The following is a 14,690-nucleotide window of genomic DNA, read 5'->3' as shown; positions in this document are numbered from 1 at the left end:
GGCCACGGGGTCGACGAAGAACGGCAGCGACAGGTGGTGTCGAAGGCGACCCTGGTGAGAGTGGGCAGTCCGGCTACGCGGCCAGGAGGGCCGCGCCGGGGGCTCGGGGCTTGGTCTTGCCCGGGGCGTCGGGGTCGCGGGAGACGATCGCGGTGGCGCGCCTCTCCCTGGTGCGCATGGCACCGCGCCATGCGTGGATGCGGGTGTCGGCGAACGGCCATGAGCCGTATCCGCGAGCGGTGATCCACACGATCGCGGTGCCGACGGCGAGGATCGCGAGCAGCGCGAAGGGCCCCAGGCCGATCTGGTCGGCAAAGACGCCGAGGCCACCGGTGCCGAAGAAGAGCGTGTGGAACAGCGTGTAGATGAGTTCCATGCCGCCCCTCCCTCTCGTCCCGGACTCCGGTTGCGTCCTCACCCTAATACGCCCGCGCAGGTCCGACGCCACCGGTCCACGTCCCGGGAGACGACGGACCGGTGGCACCCGAAAGACGCACGCCGAGCGGCCGAACCCTTCGGTCAGACCGTGATGAGCGCGCCCACACCCCTGCTGAGCAGGCCCGCAGAGACCCTGGTGCCCAGTCGGGTGGGACGGTTGGCCGCGTCCTGCTCGCAGATCTCGACCAGGTGGCGTCCGTCGCGGGTGAAGACCAGGCCGCGCATGGACAGGCGACCGTCGGGGGTGCTGGTGCAATGTCCCGCGATGGGACTGTCGTAATGGGCCCGCAGCCCGTGTTGGAGGGTGCGTTCGGCGGTGATGTGGCTGCGGGCCACCGGGACGTCGATCGTGTAGAGCAGGTCCGACAACCGGTCGTCGTCGACCCGACAGGCCACTCCGATGGCGGCGGCACCGATCGGCGGGCACATGACGTCGAGCCCGAGGACCTCGACCGCGCGGGTGGGCGGCTGTGGACGGGCGATCTCCGAGCGTGCCACGACCACCGCCTCGTACCCGCGCCCCGTGTCCAGGGTCTCGATCTGGCTGTCGGCGTCACCGTAGGTCGAGTGCACCCGTACATCGGGCCGGTGGCGAAGCAGTTGGCCGGCGCGGTGGACCGAGGCGGTGCCGACCGCGCTGCCCGTGGGGAGCTCGTCGAGCGAGCGGTAAGGGGAGCCCTGGCGAAAGACGACGACGTCGTGGACGTCGGGCCGTTTCAGGTACGCACCGAAGGTGACGCCCTCGGGCAGGGGCGCGTCGCAGGGGACTTCCTTCATCCAGTGCACGGCGAGGTCGATCTTGCCGTCGAGCAACTGTTTGTCCAGTTCGCGCTTGGCGAGCGTGCGGCCGTGCAGCGAGGCGGGACCCCCGACCCGCCGTTCGGCGGCGGGTTCGATCCCGAGAACCTCGATGTGGGCCCCCGGTAGGCGCTCGGCCACGAGGGCGCGCACTTTCCGGGCGTGCTCAAGAGCGGTGTGTGAGGTCCGAGTACCTATACGTAACAGTTCTTGTTTGGGGGACACCCCTTAACGATAGGCACGGCGAGGCACCGTCAACAGAAATTTAACGTGTTGGAAACATATGAAATCGGGGCCTCCGTCTCGCCCACACCAAGCCTTGGTCATGAAACGGAATAGACATGCCCATGCGCCGACCGTGTTGCCCGCTGATTAGGCGATGCGCGGGCTAAACAACCATCAGAAGGAACAAGGAAGCCGCGCCGCTTGAATCAAGGAAGCCAACTGTGCCGATCCGCCCCAATAACCTCACCACGATGTCCGCGACCATTGCCGGGGCAGCGAGCTTCGTGAATCGGTGCCCGCGTGCGGAACTCCGCGCGACGATCGTCTTCGAATCCGGCTACCGCCAGGTGGTGGAGGAATCTAACGGGCACCCCCTGGCCCGGGGGCAAGGGGGAATCGTGGCGATGGAGACCTCCGAGGACACCCGGTACACGCTTTTCGGCGGCGCGACGTGCCATCCCACCCTCGCTCTTCGGTCCGGCCGGGGGCCGGTGCAGTTCCCGACACCGGTCAGGGCCGGATCGATCATCCTGGAGTGACCCCGGGGCACGGCCCCACTCCCCCCGGAGCCGACGTCAGTCGGCAAGCAGCGCGCCCAGCGCGTCCACCTGGGCCGGGTCCGACAGCGCCGACCCGACGGCGACCACCCGCGCCCCCGCCGCCAGGTAGTCCGGGGCGTTGTGTGCGTCCAGCCCGCCGGTCGCCACGATCTTCAGGCGCGGGAACGGCCCGCGCATCGCAGTGAACCAACCGGTGCCCAACGCGGTGGCCGGGAACGCCTTCACCCATTCCACCCCGTGCCGCATCGCCTGTTGCACCTCGCCCGGCGTGGCGACACCGGGCAGGTGCGGCAGACCGGCCGCGACGGAGGCCGCGAGCACCGCCGGGTCGAAACCCGGCGCGACCGTGAAGGCCGCTCCGGCGTCGAGCGCCTGCGCCACCTGCCCGCCGGTGATCACCGTCCCCGCGCCGACGATGCGCCCCCTCTCCGCTCCGGCTGCGACGGCGGCACGGAGCGCGCCCACGGCAGCGGGGGTCTGGATGGGCACCTCGACGAGGTCGATCCCCAGGTCCCAGGCCCGGACGGCCAGTTCGACGGTTTGGGTCGGCGGCAGTCCGCGCAGGATCGCCATGATGCGGTGCCCGGTGAAGATCTCGTCGAAGTCGTGTGCCATGGTCTCTTCCCTGTCACTCGGCGCGATGGCCGGCCGGTCGGCCGACACCCTGGTCAATGCCCTTGGGCGGTGGCGATCGGATCGGTCGGACGCACCCCCGGGCCGGGAACCGCCAGCCGTTCCCAGTCCGGCGGCGTCAGGGCGAGCAACCGGGCCCGCTCCTCCGGATCCGGCGGGTCGGCCAGATCGTTCCTGCTCCGCAGGACGGCGGCCGCCGCGATGTGCCCGAGACGCAGCCGTTCCCGGATGGGCCGGCCGTCGAGCAGACCGGAGAGGAAACCGGCGGCGAAGGCGTCCCCGGCGCCGACCGGCTCCACCACGGCCACCTCCGGAGCGGAGACGAACGTCCGCCGCCTCCCCTCGTAACAGGTCGCGCCGACGTGCGCGTCCTTGACGACCAGAAGCGGAACGGTCGGCAGCAGCGCGCGCACGGCGTCATCGGTAGGCGTTCCCCACAGTCGCTCGGCCTCGTCGCGGCCGACGAAGACGAGATCGGCGGCCGAGGCCAGCTCCAGTAGCGGACCGGCCGCCCGGGCCGTCCCCCACAGTGCCGCCCGGTGGTTGACGTCGAAGGAGACCAATGGGCCGGCCGGTTCCCGGCCGATCAGCAACCGCCGCACCAAGGCGGCGCAGTCCGGGGAGAGCGCGGGGGTGATCCCGGAGAGGTGCAGAACGCGGGTCAGGCGCAGAACCGGGTCGCGGGCCAGGTCCGGGCCCATCGCCGAGGCGGCCGAGCCGTTGCGGTGGTAGTGCACGGCGCTGCCCTCGGGCGCGGGGTCCTTGAGGTAGAGCCCGGTGCGCCGCGCGGCGTCCACGCGTACCCGGGACACGTCCACCCCGTGTTCGGCCAGTGTGCGGGTGACGGTCCGTCCGAACCGGTCGTCGCCGACCCTGCTGATCCAGCCGGTGCGGTGCCCCAGCCCCGCCAGCCCGCACGCCACATTGGACTCGGCGCCGCCGATCCCGACGGCCAGCTCCGGATGTTCGTCCAGGGCGACGGTGTCGACCGGGGTGAGCAGCGCCATCGTCTCCCCCAGGCACAGCACGTCGAACTCGGGGCGCATCAGCGTGCCCGGCCGGCCGAACGCAGCGAGCGGCCGGGCAACCGCTCGGACCGCACCCCGTCGGCCACGGTGAACTCGCCGTTGACGAGCACGTGGGGGATGCCCACGGGGGTCCGCGTCGGAGCGTCGTAGGTGGCGGTGGCCGCGACGGTGTCGGGATCGAAGACCACCACGTCGGCCGCTGCCCCCGGACGCACCGTCCCCCGGTCCGCCAGCCCCAGACGTCGGGCCGGCCGGGAGGTCAGGTGGGCGACGCACTCCTCCAGACCGAGGACCCCGAGTTCCCGGACGTAGTGCCCGAGATAGCGGGGAAAGGTCCCCCATCCCCGGGGGTGGGGTTTGGCCCCCACCAGGATCCCGTCGCTGCCGCCGGTGTGCGCGGAGTGGCGCATGATGGTGCGGACGTTCTCCTCGTTGCCGACCTTGAGCAGACAGCCGGTCCCCATCTCGTCCTCGACCAGCAGGTCGGCGAACAGTTCACCGGGGCGCCGACCGCTTCGGGCCGCGAGGTGCGCCACCGAGTGGCCCACCGCCCAGGCCAAGGCGTCGGACCGTACACCGGTGATGACGATCGACGACCAGTCCACCGGCACCCCGTGGTTGCCGTCGGAGCCGACCACCTCGACCTCGTGCAGCAGCAGTGCGCGCTCAGCGGGGTCGCGCAGCCGCTCCACCGAGGCGGCCACTCCTCCGGCGTGCGCGCGGCTGGGCAGGAGCGAACCGAGGTACGTGGCGCTCGCCAGGTAGGGGTAGCTGTCCAGCGAGACGTCCGTGCCGGAGGCCAGTGCCGCGTCCACGGCGGCGAGCACCTCCGGGGCGCGGCCGGCGTTGAGCGGAAAATTGACGTGGCAGTGCGCGAGGTGCAGGGCGACCCCGGCGCGACGGGCGACGTCCAGGCACTCCTGATAGGACTCCACCACACGGGAGCCGTAGTTGCGGTGGTGGGGGCAGTAGTAGCCGGCTGCGGCACGCACCGGCTCCAGAAGCGCGACGATCTCGTCGTCGTCCGCGTACATGCCGGGGGTGTAGGTGAGCCCCGCGGACAGCCCGAACGCCCCGTCCGCCATGCCGCGGGCCACCAGGGCGCGCATCCGGTCCAGCTCCTCGTGGGTGGCCGGCCTGTCCTCCGTGCCCACGACCGCCATACGGATGTTGCCCTGCGGAACGAGGTAGGCCACGTTGACCGGGGCGCCGGCGTCCACCAGGTCCAGGTAGTCGGCGACACTGCGCCAGGCGTAGTCGAGGTCGGGGGTGCCGTTCCAGCCGGCGATCTGCTCGCGCACGGCCGGCATGGTGGCATCGGTGACCGGGGCGTAGCCGAGTCCGTCCTGGCCCAGGACCTCGGTGGTCACCCCTTGGGCGACCTTGGCCTCGTGTGCGGGGTCCGCGAGTACGGCGAGGTCGGAATGGGCGTGCATGTCGATGAACCCGGGCGCGACCACCAACCCGGACACGTCGATCCGCCGCCCGGGGGCGTCGCGGTCTCCGGGCTCGGTGACCGCGGTGATGCGCCCCTGGGCGATCGCCACGTCCGCACGGCGCCTCGGCGCCCCGGTCCCGTCCACCAGCACGCCGCCGGCGAGCACCAACTCGGTCACGTGTCTCCTTCGGTCGGCCGACCACTCCCGCCCACTGCGTTGCAACATATGCAACGCATGCGGCAGTATATGCACCACGGCCTCCCGGACTCCACCCCTCGGGGGGCGGTGCCCCGGCATCGGGCCGCCACCGGCGCCGTCCACACCGGCCGCACGGCGCAACCCCACCGGAGGAGGGAGCGGACATGTCGCAGACCGTTCAACGGGCGATCACGATCATCGAATCCCTCGCCACCGAGCCGCGCACCCTGGGTGAGGTCGCCGACCTCCTGGGCGTCCACCGGTCGACCGCCCTGCGCCTACTGCAAACGCTGGAAGCGAGCGGGTTCGCCCGCCGCCTGGGCGACGGGCGCCACGCGGTGGGCACCCGGCTGATCGAGATCGCCCAGCAGACCCTGGAAACCCTGGACCTGCGCCCCCTCGCCGCGCCACACCTGCGGCGCCTCCACGCCACCTGCGGGCACACCCTGCACCTGGCCCAGCTCATCGGCGACGAGGTCCTCTACATCGACAAGCTGGAGAGCAGCGACGGCGTACGGATGTACTCCCGGGTGGGCCGTCCCGCGGCACCACACGCCAGCGGAGTGGGAAAGGCGATCCTGTCCCAGCTCCCGCGCGAACGCGCCGACCGACTGCTGGACGCCGCCGAACCGCTGACCGCCCACACCGCCGCCTCCCTCACCGACCGCGCCGCACTGGCGGTCGAGATCGCGGCCACCGCCCAACGCGGCTGGACGGTGGACGACGGCGAGTTCGAGGACTTCATCAACTGCGTGGCCGCGCCGATCCGCAACAGCACCGGCGAGATAGTCGCGGCGATCTCCATCACCTCGCTGCGCGTCATCGCCCCGCTCGACGAACTCCGGGCACTGGTCCCCGACCTGCTCGACACCGCACGCGCGATCGCGCACGAACTCGGGTAACCGACCGCCGACGACCGACAGGGAGTGTTTGGACTTGGGACTGCACGAGACGCTCGGCCTGCGCCGCGTGATCAACGCGAGCACCACCTTCACCGCCCTCGGCGGCTCACTCATGCCCCCCGAAGTGCTGGACGCGATGCGCGAGGCGGCCGGCGCGTTCGTGGACATGCACGAACTGCACCTGGCGACAGGCCGGCGCATCGCCGCCCTGACCGGCAACGAGGCCGCCTACGTCACCTCGGGCTGCGCGGCTGCCATGGTCCTGGGGGTCATGGCGTGTCGGACCGGGTCCGACCCCCGACTGATCGGCCTGCTGCCCGACGCCCCGGGGCTTCCCGACGAGGTCGTGATGCACACCGCGCACCGCATCCCCTACGACTCGGCCGTCACACTCGCCGGGGCGCGGGTCAGGGCGATCGGCAATGTCATCCAGACCTTCGACTGGGAGCTGGAAGCCGCCATCACCGAGCGGACCGCTGCGGTCCTCTACGTGGCCGGACCGCACCTGGCGCGCGGGGCCCTCCCCCTGGCGGACGTCGTGCGGATCGCACACGGACGCGGTGTCCCGGTGATCGTGGACGCGGCAGCGCAACTGCCCCCCGTCTCCAACCTGTGGCACTTCAGCACCGAGGTGGGCGCCGACCTGGTGACCTTCAGCGGCGGCAAGGCCCTGCACGGCCCCCAGGCCAGTGGGTTGATGGTGGGGCGTGCCGACCTGGTCGAGGCAGCGCGACAGAACGGCGCCCCGTTCCAGCGACTGGCCCGCCCGATGAAAGCCGGGAAGGAAGAGATCGCCGGCCTACTGGCAGCGGTCGAGCGCTACCTCGGCCTCGACCACGCGGCCATGGCACGCGGCTGGGACGCGGTCCTGGAGCACTGGCGCACGACCCTGGCGGATCTGCCCGGTGTGACGGTCGAGCGGGAGCCGCTCAACGAGGCCGGCCAACCGGTTCCTCGCCTCCGTGTGGGTATCAACCCGGAATCGGCCAGGACGGGGGCGGCGGCGCTCGTGCGCGACCTCCTCGCGCACGAGCCCGGCATCGCGGTCCTGCCGCACGAGGAGTCGGGATCGGTCCTGGGCTTCTGGCTCGGTGCCGATCTGCTCCAGGAGGGCGAGGCCGCGGTGGTGGCCGACGCCCTGCGCACCCGACTGGCCTGAGCCCCACCACCGAAAACGACTAGGAGCGATCGAATGAGCAGCAAGCAGGAAGTCCGCACCGGCGCGGCGCCGAAGCCCGCCGGAGCCTACAGCCAGGGCGTCGTGGCCGGCGGGTTCCTCTACACCGCGGGGTTCGGCCCCCAGGTCCCCGAGACCGGTGAGGTCGCACCGACGGTGGGCGAGCAGACCGCACAGGTCCTGCGCAACATCCAGGCGGTGCTGGCCGAGCACGGGCTCACCCTGGACGACGTGGTGAAAAGTACCGTGCACCTGGAGAACCTCAAGGCCGACTTCGCCGAGTACAACGCGGTCTACGCCGAGTTCTTCACCGCCCCCTACCCGGTGCGCACGACGGTGGGCTCGGACCTGATGAACATCCTGGTCGAGATCGACGTCGTCGCGAAGCTGCGGGACTAGCGGTCCACTGCGGCGCCTCGTTCCTCTGCGGAGCGGGGCGCCGCGGCACGTTCGGAGGCGAAAGGGTCAACTGATCCGGCGCGCGGAGTGGAACTTCCCGTTGTAGTACACCGACATGTCCACGACCTGGACCCGCTTGCCCGAACTGGGGGCGTGGACCATCTTGTTGTCGCCGAGGTAGATGCCCACGTGGCTGACGCTCGGGTAGAAGAACACGAGGTCCCCCGCGCGCATGTTGCTCCGGGAGACCGCCGTCCCCTGCTTGACCTGTTCGTAGGTGGTCCGCTTCAGCGTGACCCCCGCCTGTCTGTAGGACCACTGCACAAGTCCGGAACAGTCGAAGGCGTTCGGGCCGGTGCCCCCGTAGCGGTAGGGCGTACCGACCTTGTTCGTGGCCGCGTCGATGGCCTCCGTGACAGCGTCCGAGCCGGCTGCTGCGGGTGCTGCTGCAACCAACCCGGCAGTGGCCATGACAGCGAGTGCCGATAGAGCCGCAGCAGTGCCGACCATACGGTGTGCACTGTTACCAGTCTGCGATCGACCGAAAACCCCGAAGAAAGACATCGCTAAATTCCCCATTGAACTGGTCAAATGCCGCATGGACAGCGGGCGACGAAGCAACGTGCCCACCGAAACACACGGGCGCGGCGGCTCCAGAAATCAATAGGAGGGCGGCGTGTCACCGGCAACGCGGGGCCCGGAGCACCCGTCGGCAAACGAGCCGGAATTGGCTCGGACAGCGGCGAGACGCGACCGCCGGAACACCCGAAACGGTCGGCACCGACCGGGACCCCGACGCCGAATTGCACAAAAAATGCGCCCTGAGCTGGAGTTTTATCCAAAACCGCACCTGGCACTGACCCGAGCATCACCATCCGCCTATTGCCAGCCCGAAACCCACGAGCATGGCGCCCGAAACTGGTGAGGATGGTCACTCTCCGCTTCGGGGGCAACGATCGAACGCCAGTCCGGCAGACCGTTTCTTTGCGCGCCCTCGACCTTTCCGAGAGCATCGAACAGCCGGGGCACCACGTCGCCCCTAGGACCGGCCCAGGCCCCGAAAGGCGGCGAACAGCAGGAAAACCAGCCGGATCAGTCGCCCGATGGCCCCGATTGCGGGGACACGGTTTCGGCCAGACACGCGGCGATGATGCTGGTGAACCGCTCGGTCAATTCCCCGGCGTCCCCCTCGGCCAGGGCGGTGGCGCCCTCGACCCGGCGCAGCGTCCCCAAACCGAGGATGGTGAGGACGGCCAGGGACGCCCGGGTGCGGGCATCCGGACCGCTGAGGTGCCCCGCCAGCGGTACCAACATCGCGGACTCCAGGCGTTCGGCGTAGATGGCCTGAAGGTCGGGGTCGCCCGCGGAGTGTTCGAGAGCCCGTTGCAGCGGTGTCGCCTCACCGCGCGCCCGGTGGACCAACTGCTCGGCGATACGGCGGGGAAGGGTGGCAGGGTCGCCTTCGAAAACGCCGGGGAAGACCGCCTCCTCGGCGACGACCTCGGCGAGCAGTCCGCGCTTGGCCCCGAAGTAACGGTTGATCAGAGCGACGTTGACCCCGGCGTGCGCGGCGATCCGCCTGGAGGACACCTGGGCGTAGCCGTCCCTGGTGAACAGTTCTCTCGCGCTGTCCAGAATGCGCTGCCGGGTGGCCTCCCGATCGCGCACCCGGGTGTGATCAGCGCACTCGTCGACTGCTTCGGGCCCATCCATCTCAGGTTCTTCCTCGCTCATATCCGGCGTCTCGTTCACTCGCGCCCCCAATCATCCGGCATCACACCACCGCCCTCCGGACGACCGGGAACCAACTTGACAAGTCAACACCGTTTACTTATACCGGTAGAAGACTCCCGCCCATCCGCATGCCGCCGCGGCGCGCCGGCATGCCGAAACGCACGGGCGGGCGAACACGGGTCACAGACGAGTCGGGGGCTCCCAGCATGAAGCAGGACACAGCATTATCCGAGCGGCCGGCGGTCGGGGCCACCCCGACCGGACCGGACCCGGAGCGGGCCGCCCCCCGCTACACCGGCGGTCAGATCAGGAACATCCTGATCGGCCTGATGCTGGCAATGCTCACCTCGATGCTCACCAACTCGATCGTGGGCACCGCGCTGCCGACGATCATCGGTGAGCTCGGCGGACAGGACAAACTGGCGTGGGTGGCCAGCGCCTCACTGCTCACCATGACGGCCACCACCCCGTTGTGGGGCAAGCTCTCCGACATCTACGGGCGCAAGCCGCTGTTCCAGGTGTCACTGGTGATCTTCATCGCCTCCTCGGTCGCGGCCGGGTTCTCCACCGACATCTCCTGGCTGATCGGGGCCCGCCTCCTCCAGGGCGTGGGCATGGGCGGACTGGTCTCTCTCCCGCAGATCATCCTCGGCGACGTGGTGGAACCGCGCGAGCGCGGTCGCTACTCCGGGTATTTGGGCGCGGTCTTCGGGGTCTCCACCGTCGCGGGCCCCCTGCTCGGCGGATTCCTCGTGGACAGCCCGCTGGGCTGGCGCTGGTGCTTCTTCATCACGGTCCCGCTCGCCGTGGTCTCCTTCGGTGTCATCCAGTGGCTGCTTCGGATGCCCGCCCACGAACGGACCGCCAACAAGATCGACTGGTGGGGTGCGACCTGCATCGTCGGCTCGGCGGCCGCGGTCATGCTGCTGCTCAGTCTCGGCGGCAAGGAGTTCGCGTGGAACTCCCCCGTCACCTACCTGTTCATCGTGGTGGCACTCGTCCTGGCCGTCTCAGGCGTCTTCGCCGAACGCCGCGCCGAGGACCCGATCATGGCGCCGCGGTTGTTCCGCAACCCGACCTTCGTCCTGGCCGGGTTGGCCTCGCTGCTGGTCGGCGTCTCGATGTTCGGGGTGATGATCTACTTCCCGCAGTATTTGCAGATCGTGAAGGGCATGAGCCCGACCGCCTCCGGATTGATGACCCTGCCCCTCGTGGTCGGCATGCTGTCCGCCTCCATCAGCTCGGGCATGCTGGTCAGCCGGACCGGTAAGTGGAAGATCTACCCGGTCGCGGGCATGCTCCTGGTGAGCGCGGGATTCGGTGTCCTCAGCCTGCTCCAGGTGCACTCCAGCATCGCCCTGGTCGGGACAGGGGTCGGGCTGATCGGGCTCGGGCTGGGACTGTCGATGCAGATCCTGATCCTGGCCACGCAGAACGCCCTCGACCGCGCCGACATGGCCGCCGGCACCTCGGCGGTCACCTTCTTCCGCAACCTCGGCGGGGCGATCGGCGTCTCGGCGTTCGGCGCGATCATGACGAACTCGTTCAGTAGCGGCTTCCGTTCCGTGGGTGCGGAAGCGATCGCCGCGGGAGCCTCCCCCGACGAACTGGCGGTGGCGGCGACCGGCTCGCCCGCAGCCATCCACGCGCTTCCCGACGCGGTCCGGGAACTCGTGCTGGGCGCGTTCAACGACGCCATGCACCACGTCTACGTGGTCGGCGCTCCCGTCGCCCTGGCCGCCTTCGTGGTGGTCCTCTTCTTGCGTCCCACCCCGCTGCGCTCGCACACCTGATCCGCGTCTTCCCGGCCGGTCGTCCTTCGGCGGCCGGCCCTTCGGCGTCCGCCCTGCCAGGAGGACACGGTCCGCGGCGGACACGCACCGGCACGCCGGCACTCAGAAGTACCGGCGGAAACCCTCCGCGGAGTTCTCGAAACCGACCGCGAGGTAGAAGTGGTGCGCGCCCTGCCGGGTCTCGTGCGAGAGGAGTTCGACCTTGTAGCAGCCCGCGGCAGCGGCTCGGGTCATCGCGTCGTCGATCAGCGCCCGACCGATACCGCGACGGCGGTAGGCCGCATCCACCACCACGTTGTCGACGACCGCCCACGGCTGGGCGTCATGGGTGAGGTTGGCGACCACGATGAGATCGAGGGTGCCGATGATCTGCCCGCGGCGCTCGGCGACGAGGACGGTGCGCTCGGGGTCGCTCTCGATCCGGGTCCAGGCACGTACCGCTGCCGAGGACATGCGGACGGTGCCGCTCTGCGCCGGGGCGGAGTCGCCCATGTCGCGCAGGAGCCGCAGGATGGCGCCGAGGTCGGAGCGGATGGCCGCACGGATAATCATGGTTTTCGGCATCGTAGCCGACAGCAACGGACAAGACCGACGTTGCCCCACATCAACCCACATCAGCGGGCTAAATCAATGAAGTGGGGCCGGGTTCTTCCGGCCCCACTTCATCATCGGCCCGACCGCGTCACGGGCGAATGATGCGCACACCTTCGGTGGCCTCGTCATCCGGGGACGGCTTGGCCTCGGGGTGCCGGTAGATACCGGTCATGCCGGGATCGTTGATCGGCGGCATCTGGGCGGTGGGCTCCTCGGTCGGAGTCGGCGCGGGACCCGAGTAGCGGAACCCCTGCGGACGCTGAGGGTTCTGCCGGACCGGCTGGGAGGACGGCCCGGACTGCTCCGCGGCAGCCTTGGTGTCCTCCGGGCTGATCCTGGCGGTCGCCTCGTCGTCGGGGTTCAGCTTGATGGTCGCCTCGTCGGCGTCGGCGGGAGCGGGGCGTGCCGGAGCGTTCTGGGCGGGCTGCGGCTTGGCCGGAGCGGGCCGCTGCGGGGCGGGCTGCTCGTTCTTGGCCGCCGCCTCATCCTTCACGGCCGCAGGCGCTGTCGGTGCGGGAGGCGCGCTGGGCGCGGAAGGCTTGGCGCCCTCGGCCTTGGGCTGCTGGGGCTTCGCCTCCTTGGCGTCCTTAGCGTCCTTGGCGTCCTTGGCCTCGTCGCCGTCTGCGGTCTCCGTGCCGAAGTCGGCGCGGGAGAGACCGTTGTCCAGTGGACCCGCCTTGGTCTCGGCCTGGAGCAGCTCGGTGAGCGTGTCGCGCATGTCGCTGAGCCTGCGCGCGGCCTCGCCGTGGGTCGCGGTGAGCGTGGCGAGACGGCGGTCGGCGGTCTCGTGGATGCGCGTCGCGCGCGCCTCGGAGTCGGCCAGCTTGCGCTCGGACTCCTCCTTGGCCTGCTCGCGCAGCTGCTCGGCCTCCTGCTTGGCGGAGGTGACCAGCTCGTTGGCCTGGTCGCGGGCGCTGCCCACGATCCGCTCGGCGTGCTCCTGGGCGTCCTTGACCTTGGCCTGCGACTCCTCCTGCGCCGACGCGCGGATGTCACCGACTTCCTTGTCGACCTTGGAGCGCTTGTCGGAGGCTTCCTCGTCGGCGATGCGCAGGATGTTGGCCAGGCGCTCGCTGATCTGCTCGTGCTCCGGCTTCACCACGGCCTTGGCCTTGGCCTCGGCGAGCTGGCGGCGCAATTGCTCCAGCTCGTCGTGGGCGCGCGCCAGCCGCTCCTGCAGATCACGGATCTGGTTGTGGTTGCGGACGACGAAATCGTCGACCTGATGTTTGTCGTAGCCCTTGCGCGCGGTGGGGAAGGCTTCCTCGCGGAGGAGGTTCGGCAGGATCTCTGTGCTGTGCTCGTTCATGTCCTAATCAACCGGGTCGACTGAGAGTTGGAGGGGGTGCACGACTAGTCCCTGCCTATCATTCCCATAACATCTGGAACACACATAGGGGAGCGGGATTCCATATCTTTACCGGGACGGCAGGATCCGGCGAGGAGACGGGCCGTGTGCGAGGCGTGGCGCGATGGTGACCGCCAGAGGCTTCACAGTAGTAGTGAGGCGTCGGGGCCGCCCTCAGCGGCCAGTGTGTGGTGGGTGACGATACGGGCCCGCCGCATGCGCCGGAGGCGCGCACCTACTAAGGTATGCGCGTTCTCACCCCGGTGTGGCTGGATCGGCCATTCCGTTACCACGTAACGCTCGTCCGGCGAAGGAGATCGGCCCATGATCGACGCCCTGATCGGAGACGCGGCCTTCGGTGAACCGACGATCCACCCTGACGCATGGATCGCCCCCGGGGCAGTCGTTGTGGGACGGGTGCGCATAGGCGCGCACAGCAGCGTCTGGTACGGATCGGTCCTGCGCGCCGACACCGAGGACATCGTCATCGGTGAGCAGTGCAACATTCAGGACCAGTGCGGTCTGCACGCCGACCCGGGCGAGCCGGCCGTCCTCGCCGACCGGGTGAGCCTGGGGCACCAGGCGATGGTGCACGGAGCGGTCATCGAAGAGGGTGCACTGATCGGAATCGGCGCCACGGTCTTGGGGGGAGCGCGCGTGGGCGCAGGAGCGCTCGTGGCTGCCGGAGCGCTGGTGCCACCGCGCAAGGTCGTGCCCGCCGGAACGCTGTGGGCCGGGGTCCCCGGCAAAGTGATCCGGGAACTCACCGACGCCGACCTGGCCGTATTCGCCCGCACACCGGAGAAATACGCGGGCTACGCACAGGAGCACCGTCAGGTCGAGTGGCGCTAACCGATTTCCGGGCTACCCGGAAATCGGGAACACCTCCACCACACTCCGACCCGCCTGATCATCTCCGCAGTTCACAGCAATTGACCGAGTTCGCTTTTCCCTGCTCAAAAGAGAGAAAATCGGTCTACTAATTCGGTCTCCCTAGCCCATAGGGCATGCGAAATGCCACGAATCCATGGCATTGAAGAACTACATCAGCAGGCAGATCGAAAATGGTCCTGATGGGCCATGCCCCGCCTGGCTACCGCCGCGTAATCTTGATATCGACACTGAACGGCGGCCCTCCCTCGGCTCCTCCGAATCGGCAGGGCTTTCCCCTGCCGGGGGACTGTTCGTATTGGAGGCGGGTGCCGGTGGACACAAACCTCGACACGCGTCTGCACGATGACGTCGCTCTGGCCGAGATCGACCTCTACACCGACGTCCTGGTCGCAGCGGCGACTGCGGTAGGCCGGATCAGTCCCGAAGAACTCGACCGGGTGCTGGGACTTCCTCCCTCCGTTGCCCCGGTCCCGCCGGCCCCGCGTGCTCCGCACACCGTGCGTCGCCGGGTGCGCATGCCTCGCCGCTGA

The 14,690-nt window shown here is 69.6% G+C and carries 16 protein-coding genes; 7 read left to right on the top strand and 9 right to left on the bottom strand.

Annotation, left to right across the window (positions count from 1 at the left end; translation table 11 throughout):
• Positions 1–73 precede the first annotated feature (73 nt).
• Both QSJ59_RS08275 and hemC read right to left on the bottom strand, forming a co-directional pair.
• Complete coding sequence (locus tag QSJ59_RS08275; protein ID WP_285758384.1) at positions 74–376, bottom strand: DUF6412 domain-containing protein; 303 nt, start codon at positions 374–376, stop codon at positions 74–76.
• 143 nt (positions 377–519) lie between these two features.
• On the bottom strand, positions 520–1,461 hold the full coding sequence (hemC, locus tag QSJ59_RS08270; RefSeq protein ID WP_285758382.1) for a hydroxymethylbilane synthase: 942 nt from the start codon (positions 1,459–1,461) through the stop codon (positions 520–522).
• 251 nt (positions 1,462–1,712) lie between these two features.
• Between hemC and QSJ59_RS08265 the strand changes: the two genes are divergently transcribed.
• Positions 1,713–2,000: a hypothetical protein gene (locus QSJ59_RS08265; protein WP_285758380.1), complete on the top strand. Its 288-nt coding sequence runs from the start codon at positions 1,713–1,715 to the stop codon at positions 1,998–2,000.
• A gap of 36 nt (positions 2,001–2,036) precedes the next feature.
• Here QSJ59_RS08265 and QSJ59_RS08260 read toward each other — a convergent pair whose 3' ends face one another.
• From QSJ59_RS08260 to QSJ59_RS08250, 3 genes are read right to left on the bottom strand one after another with little or no spacing between them, the layout of a single operon-like run.
• Entirely contained in the window at positions 2,037–2,636 is a 600-nt protein-coding gene (locus tag QSJ59_RS08260) for a bifunctional 4-hydroxy-2-oxoglutarate aldolase/2-dehydro-3-deoxy-phosphogluconate aldolase (protein WP_285758378.1), read from the bottom strand.
• Between the two features lie 53 nt (positions 2,637–2,689).
• Positions 2,690–3,700, bottom strand: a complete 1,011-nt coding sequence (locus QSJ59_RS08255; protein WP_285758376.1) for a sugar kinase — start codon at positions 3,698–3,700, stop codon at positions 2,690–2,692.
• Complete coding sequence (locus tag QSJ59_RS08250; RefSeq protein ID WP_432707447.1) at positions 3,700–5,298, bottom strand: N-acyl-D-amino-acid deacylase family protein; 1,599 nt, start codon at positions 5,296–5,298, stop codon at positions 3,700–3,702. The genes QSJ59_RS08255 and QSJ59_RS08250 overlap by 1 nt, the downstream gene beginning before the upstream one ends.
• 185 nt (positions 5,299–5,483) lie before the next feature.
• Here QSJ59_RS08250 and QSJ59_RS08245 point away from each other — a divergent pair, with 185 nt between their 5' ends.
• Genes QSJ59_RS08245 through QSJ59_RS08235 form a run of 3 tightly spaced genes read left to right on the top strand, consistent with a single transcriptional unit; the run spans position 5,484 to position 7,797 of the window.
• Positions 5,484–6,221 carry an IclR family transcriptional regulator gene (locus QSJ59_RS08245; RefSeq protein WP_285758373.1) on the top strand — a complete coding sequence of 246 codons (738 nt, stop codon included), beginning with the start codon at positions 5,484–5,486 and terminating at the stop codon, positions 6,219–6,221.
• 34 nt (positions 6,222–6,255) lie between these two features.
• A complete protein-coding gene (locus tag QSJ59_RS08240) occupies positions 6,256–7,380 on the top strand; it encodes an aminotransferase class V-fold PLP-dependent enzyme (protein ID WP_285758372.1) in 1,125 nt (374 codons plus the stop codon).
• A 33-nt stretch (positions 7,381–7,413) separates the two neighbouring features.
• The gene (locus QSJ59_RS08235) at positions 7,414–7,797 is read left to right on the top strand and encodes a RidA family protein (RefSeq protein WP_285758370.1); all 384 of its coding nucleotides are present in this window, start codon (positions 7,414–7,416) and stop codon (positions 7,795–7,797) included.
• Positions 7,798–7,863: 66 nt separating this feature from the next.
• Here QSJ59_RS08235 and QSJ59_RS08230 read toward each other — a convergent pair whose 3' ends face one another.
• Both QSJ59_RS08230 and QSJ59_RS08225 read right to left on the bottom strand, forming a co-directional pair.
• Positions 7,864–8,268, bottom strand: a complete 405-nt coding sequence (locus tag QSJ59_RS08230) for a C40 family peptidase (RefSeq protein WP_285758368.1) — start codon at positions 8,266–8,268, stop codon at positions 7,864–7,866.
• 621 nt (positions 8,269–8,889) lie between these two features.
• Complete coding sequence (locus QSJ59_RS08225) at positions 8,890–9,510, bottom strand: TetR/AcrR family transcriptional regulator (protein WP_285758766.1); 621 nt, start codon at positions 9,508–9,510, stop codon at positions 8,890–8,892.
• A 227-nt stretch (positions 9,511–9,737) separates the two neighbouring features.
• Between QSJ59_RS08225 and QSJ59_RS08220 the strand changes: the two genes are divergently transcribed.
• On the top strand, positions 9,738–11,324 hold the full coding sequence (locus QSJ59_RS08220; protein ID WP_285758367.1) for an MDR family MFS transporter: 1,587 nt from the start codon (positions 9,738–9,740) through the stop codon (positions 11,322–11,324).
• Positions 11,325–11,426: 102 nt separating this feature from the next.
• Here QSJ59_RS08220 and QSJ59_RS08215 read toward each other — a convergent pair whose 3' ends face one another.
• Positions 11,427–11,876, bottom strand: a complete 450-nt coding sequence (locus tag QSJ59_RS08215; RefSeq protein WP_285758366.1) for a GNAT family N-acetyltransferase — start codon at positions 11,874–11,876, stop codon at positions 11,427–11,429.
• A gap of 130 nt (positions 11,877–12,006) precedes the next feature.
• On the bottom strand, positions 12,007–13,227 hold the full coding sequence (locus QSJ59_RS08210; protein WP_285758363.1) for a hypothetical protein: 1,221 nt from the start codon (positions 13,225–13,227) through the stop codon (positions 12,007–12,009).
• A gap of 363 nt (positions 13,228–13,590) precedes the next feature.
• Between QSJ59_RS08210 and QSJ59_RS08205 the strand changes: the two genes are divergently transcribed.
• The gene (locus QSJ59_RS08205; RefSeq protein WP_285758361.1) at positions 13,591–14,118 is read left to right on the top strand and encodes a gamma carbonic anhydrase family protein; all 528 of its coding nucleotides are present in this window, start codon (positions 13,591–13,593) and stop codon (positions 14,116–14,118) included.
• A 353-nt stretch (positions 14,119–14,471) separates the two neighbouring features.
• Positions 14,472–14,690, top strand: coding sequence for a hypothetical protein (locus tag QSJ59_RS08200; RefSeq protein WP_285758359.1), 219 nt, complete (start codon positions 14,472–14,474; stop codon positions 14,688–14,690).

It is taken from the genome of Nocardiopsis ansamitocini, assembly GCF_030268225.1.
GTDB classification, from domain to species: domain Bacteria; phylum Actinomycetota; class Actinomycetes; order Streptosporangiales; family Streptosporangiaceae; genus Nocardiopsis_D; species Nocardiopsis_D ansamitocini.
This window is presented reverse-complemented; position numbering and strand designations above follow the sequence as displayed.

Bases quoted from the DNA above. Each gene is read 5' to 3' on its own strand.
- QSJ59_RS08275 (WP_285758384.1), bottom strand. From the start codon at position 376: ATGGAACTCATCTACACGCTGTTCCACACGCTCTTCTTCGGCACCGGT.
- QSJ59_RS08265 (WP_285758380.1), top strand. From the start codon at position 1,713: ATGTCCGCGACCATTGCCGGGGCAGCGAGCTTCGTGAATCGGTGCCCG.
- QSJ59_RS08260 (WP_285758378.1), bottom strand. From the start codon at position 2,636: ATGGCACACGACTTCGACGAGATCTTCACCGGGCACCGCATCATGGCG.
- QSJ59_RS08255 (WP_285758376.1), bottom strand. From the start codon at position 3,700: ATGCGCCCCGAGTTCGACGTGCTGTGCCTGGGGGAGACGATGGCGCTG.
- QSJ59_RS08245 (WP_285758373.1), top strand. From the start codon at position 5,484: ATGTCGCAGACCGTTCAACGGGCGATCACGATCATCGAATCCCTCGCC.
- QSJ59_RS08235 (WP_285758370.1), top strand. From the start codon at position 7,414: ATGAGCAGCAAGCAGGAAGTCCGCACCGGCGCGGCGCCGAAGCCCGCC.
- QSJ59_RS08230 (WP_285758368.1), bottom strand. From the start codon at position 8,268: ATGGCCACTGCCGGGTTGGTTGCAGCAGCACCCGCAGCAGCCGGCTCG.
- QSJ59_RS08225 (WP_285758766.1), bottom strand. From the start codon at position 9,510: ATGGATGGGCCCGAAGCAGTCGACGAGTGCGCTGATCACACCCGGGTG.
- QSJ59_RS08220 (WP_285758367.1), top strand. From the start codon at position 9,738: ATGAAGCAGGACACAGCATTATCCGAGCGGCCGGCGGTCGGGGCCACC.
- QSJ59_RS08215 (WP_285758366.1), bottom strand. From the start codon at position 11,876: ATGATTATCCGTGCGGCCATCCGCTCCGACCTCGGCGCCATCCTGCGG.
- QSJ59_RS08210 (WP_285758363.1), bottom strand. From the start codon at position 13,227: ATGAACGAGCACAGCACAGAGATCCTGCCGAACCTCCTCCGCGAGGAA.
- QSJ59_RS08205 (WP_285758361.1), top strand. From the start codon at position 13,591: ATGATCGACGCCCTGATCGGAGACGCGGCCTTCGGTGAACCGACGATC.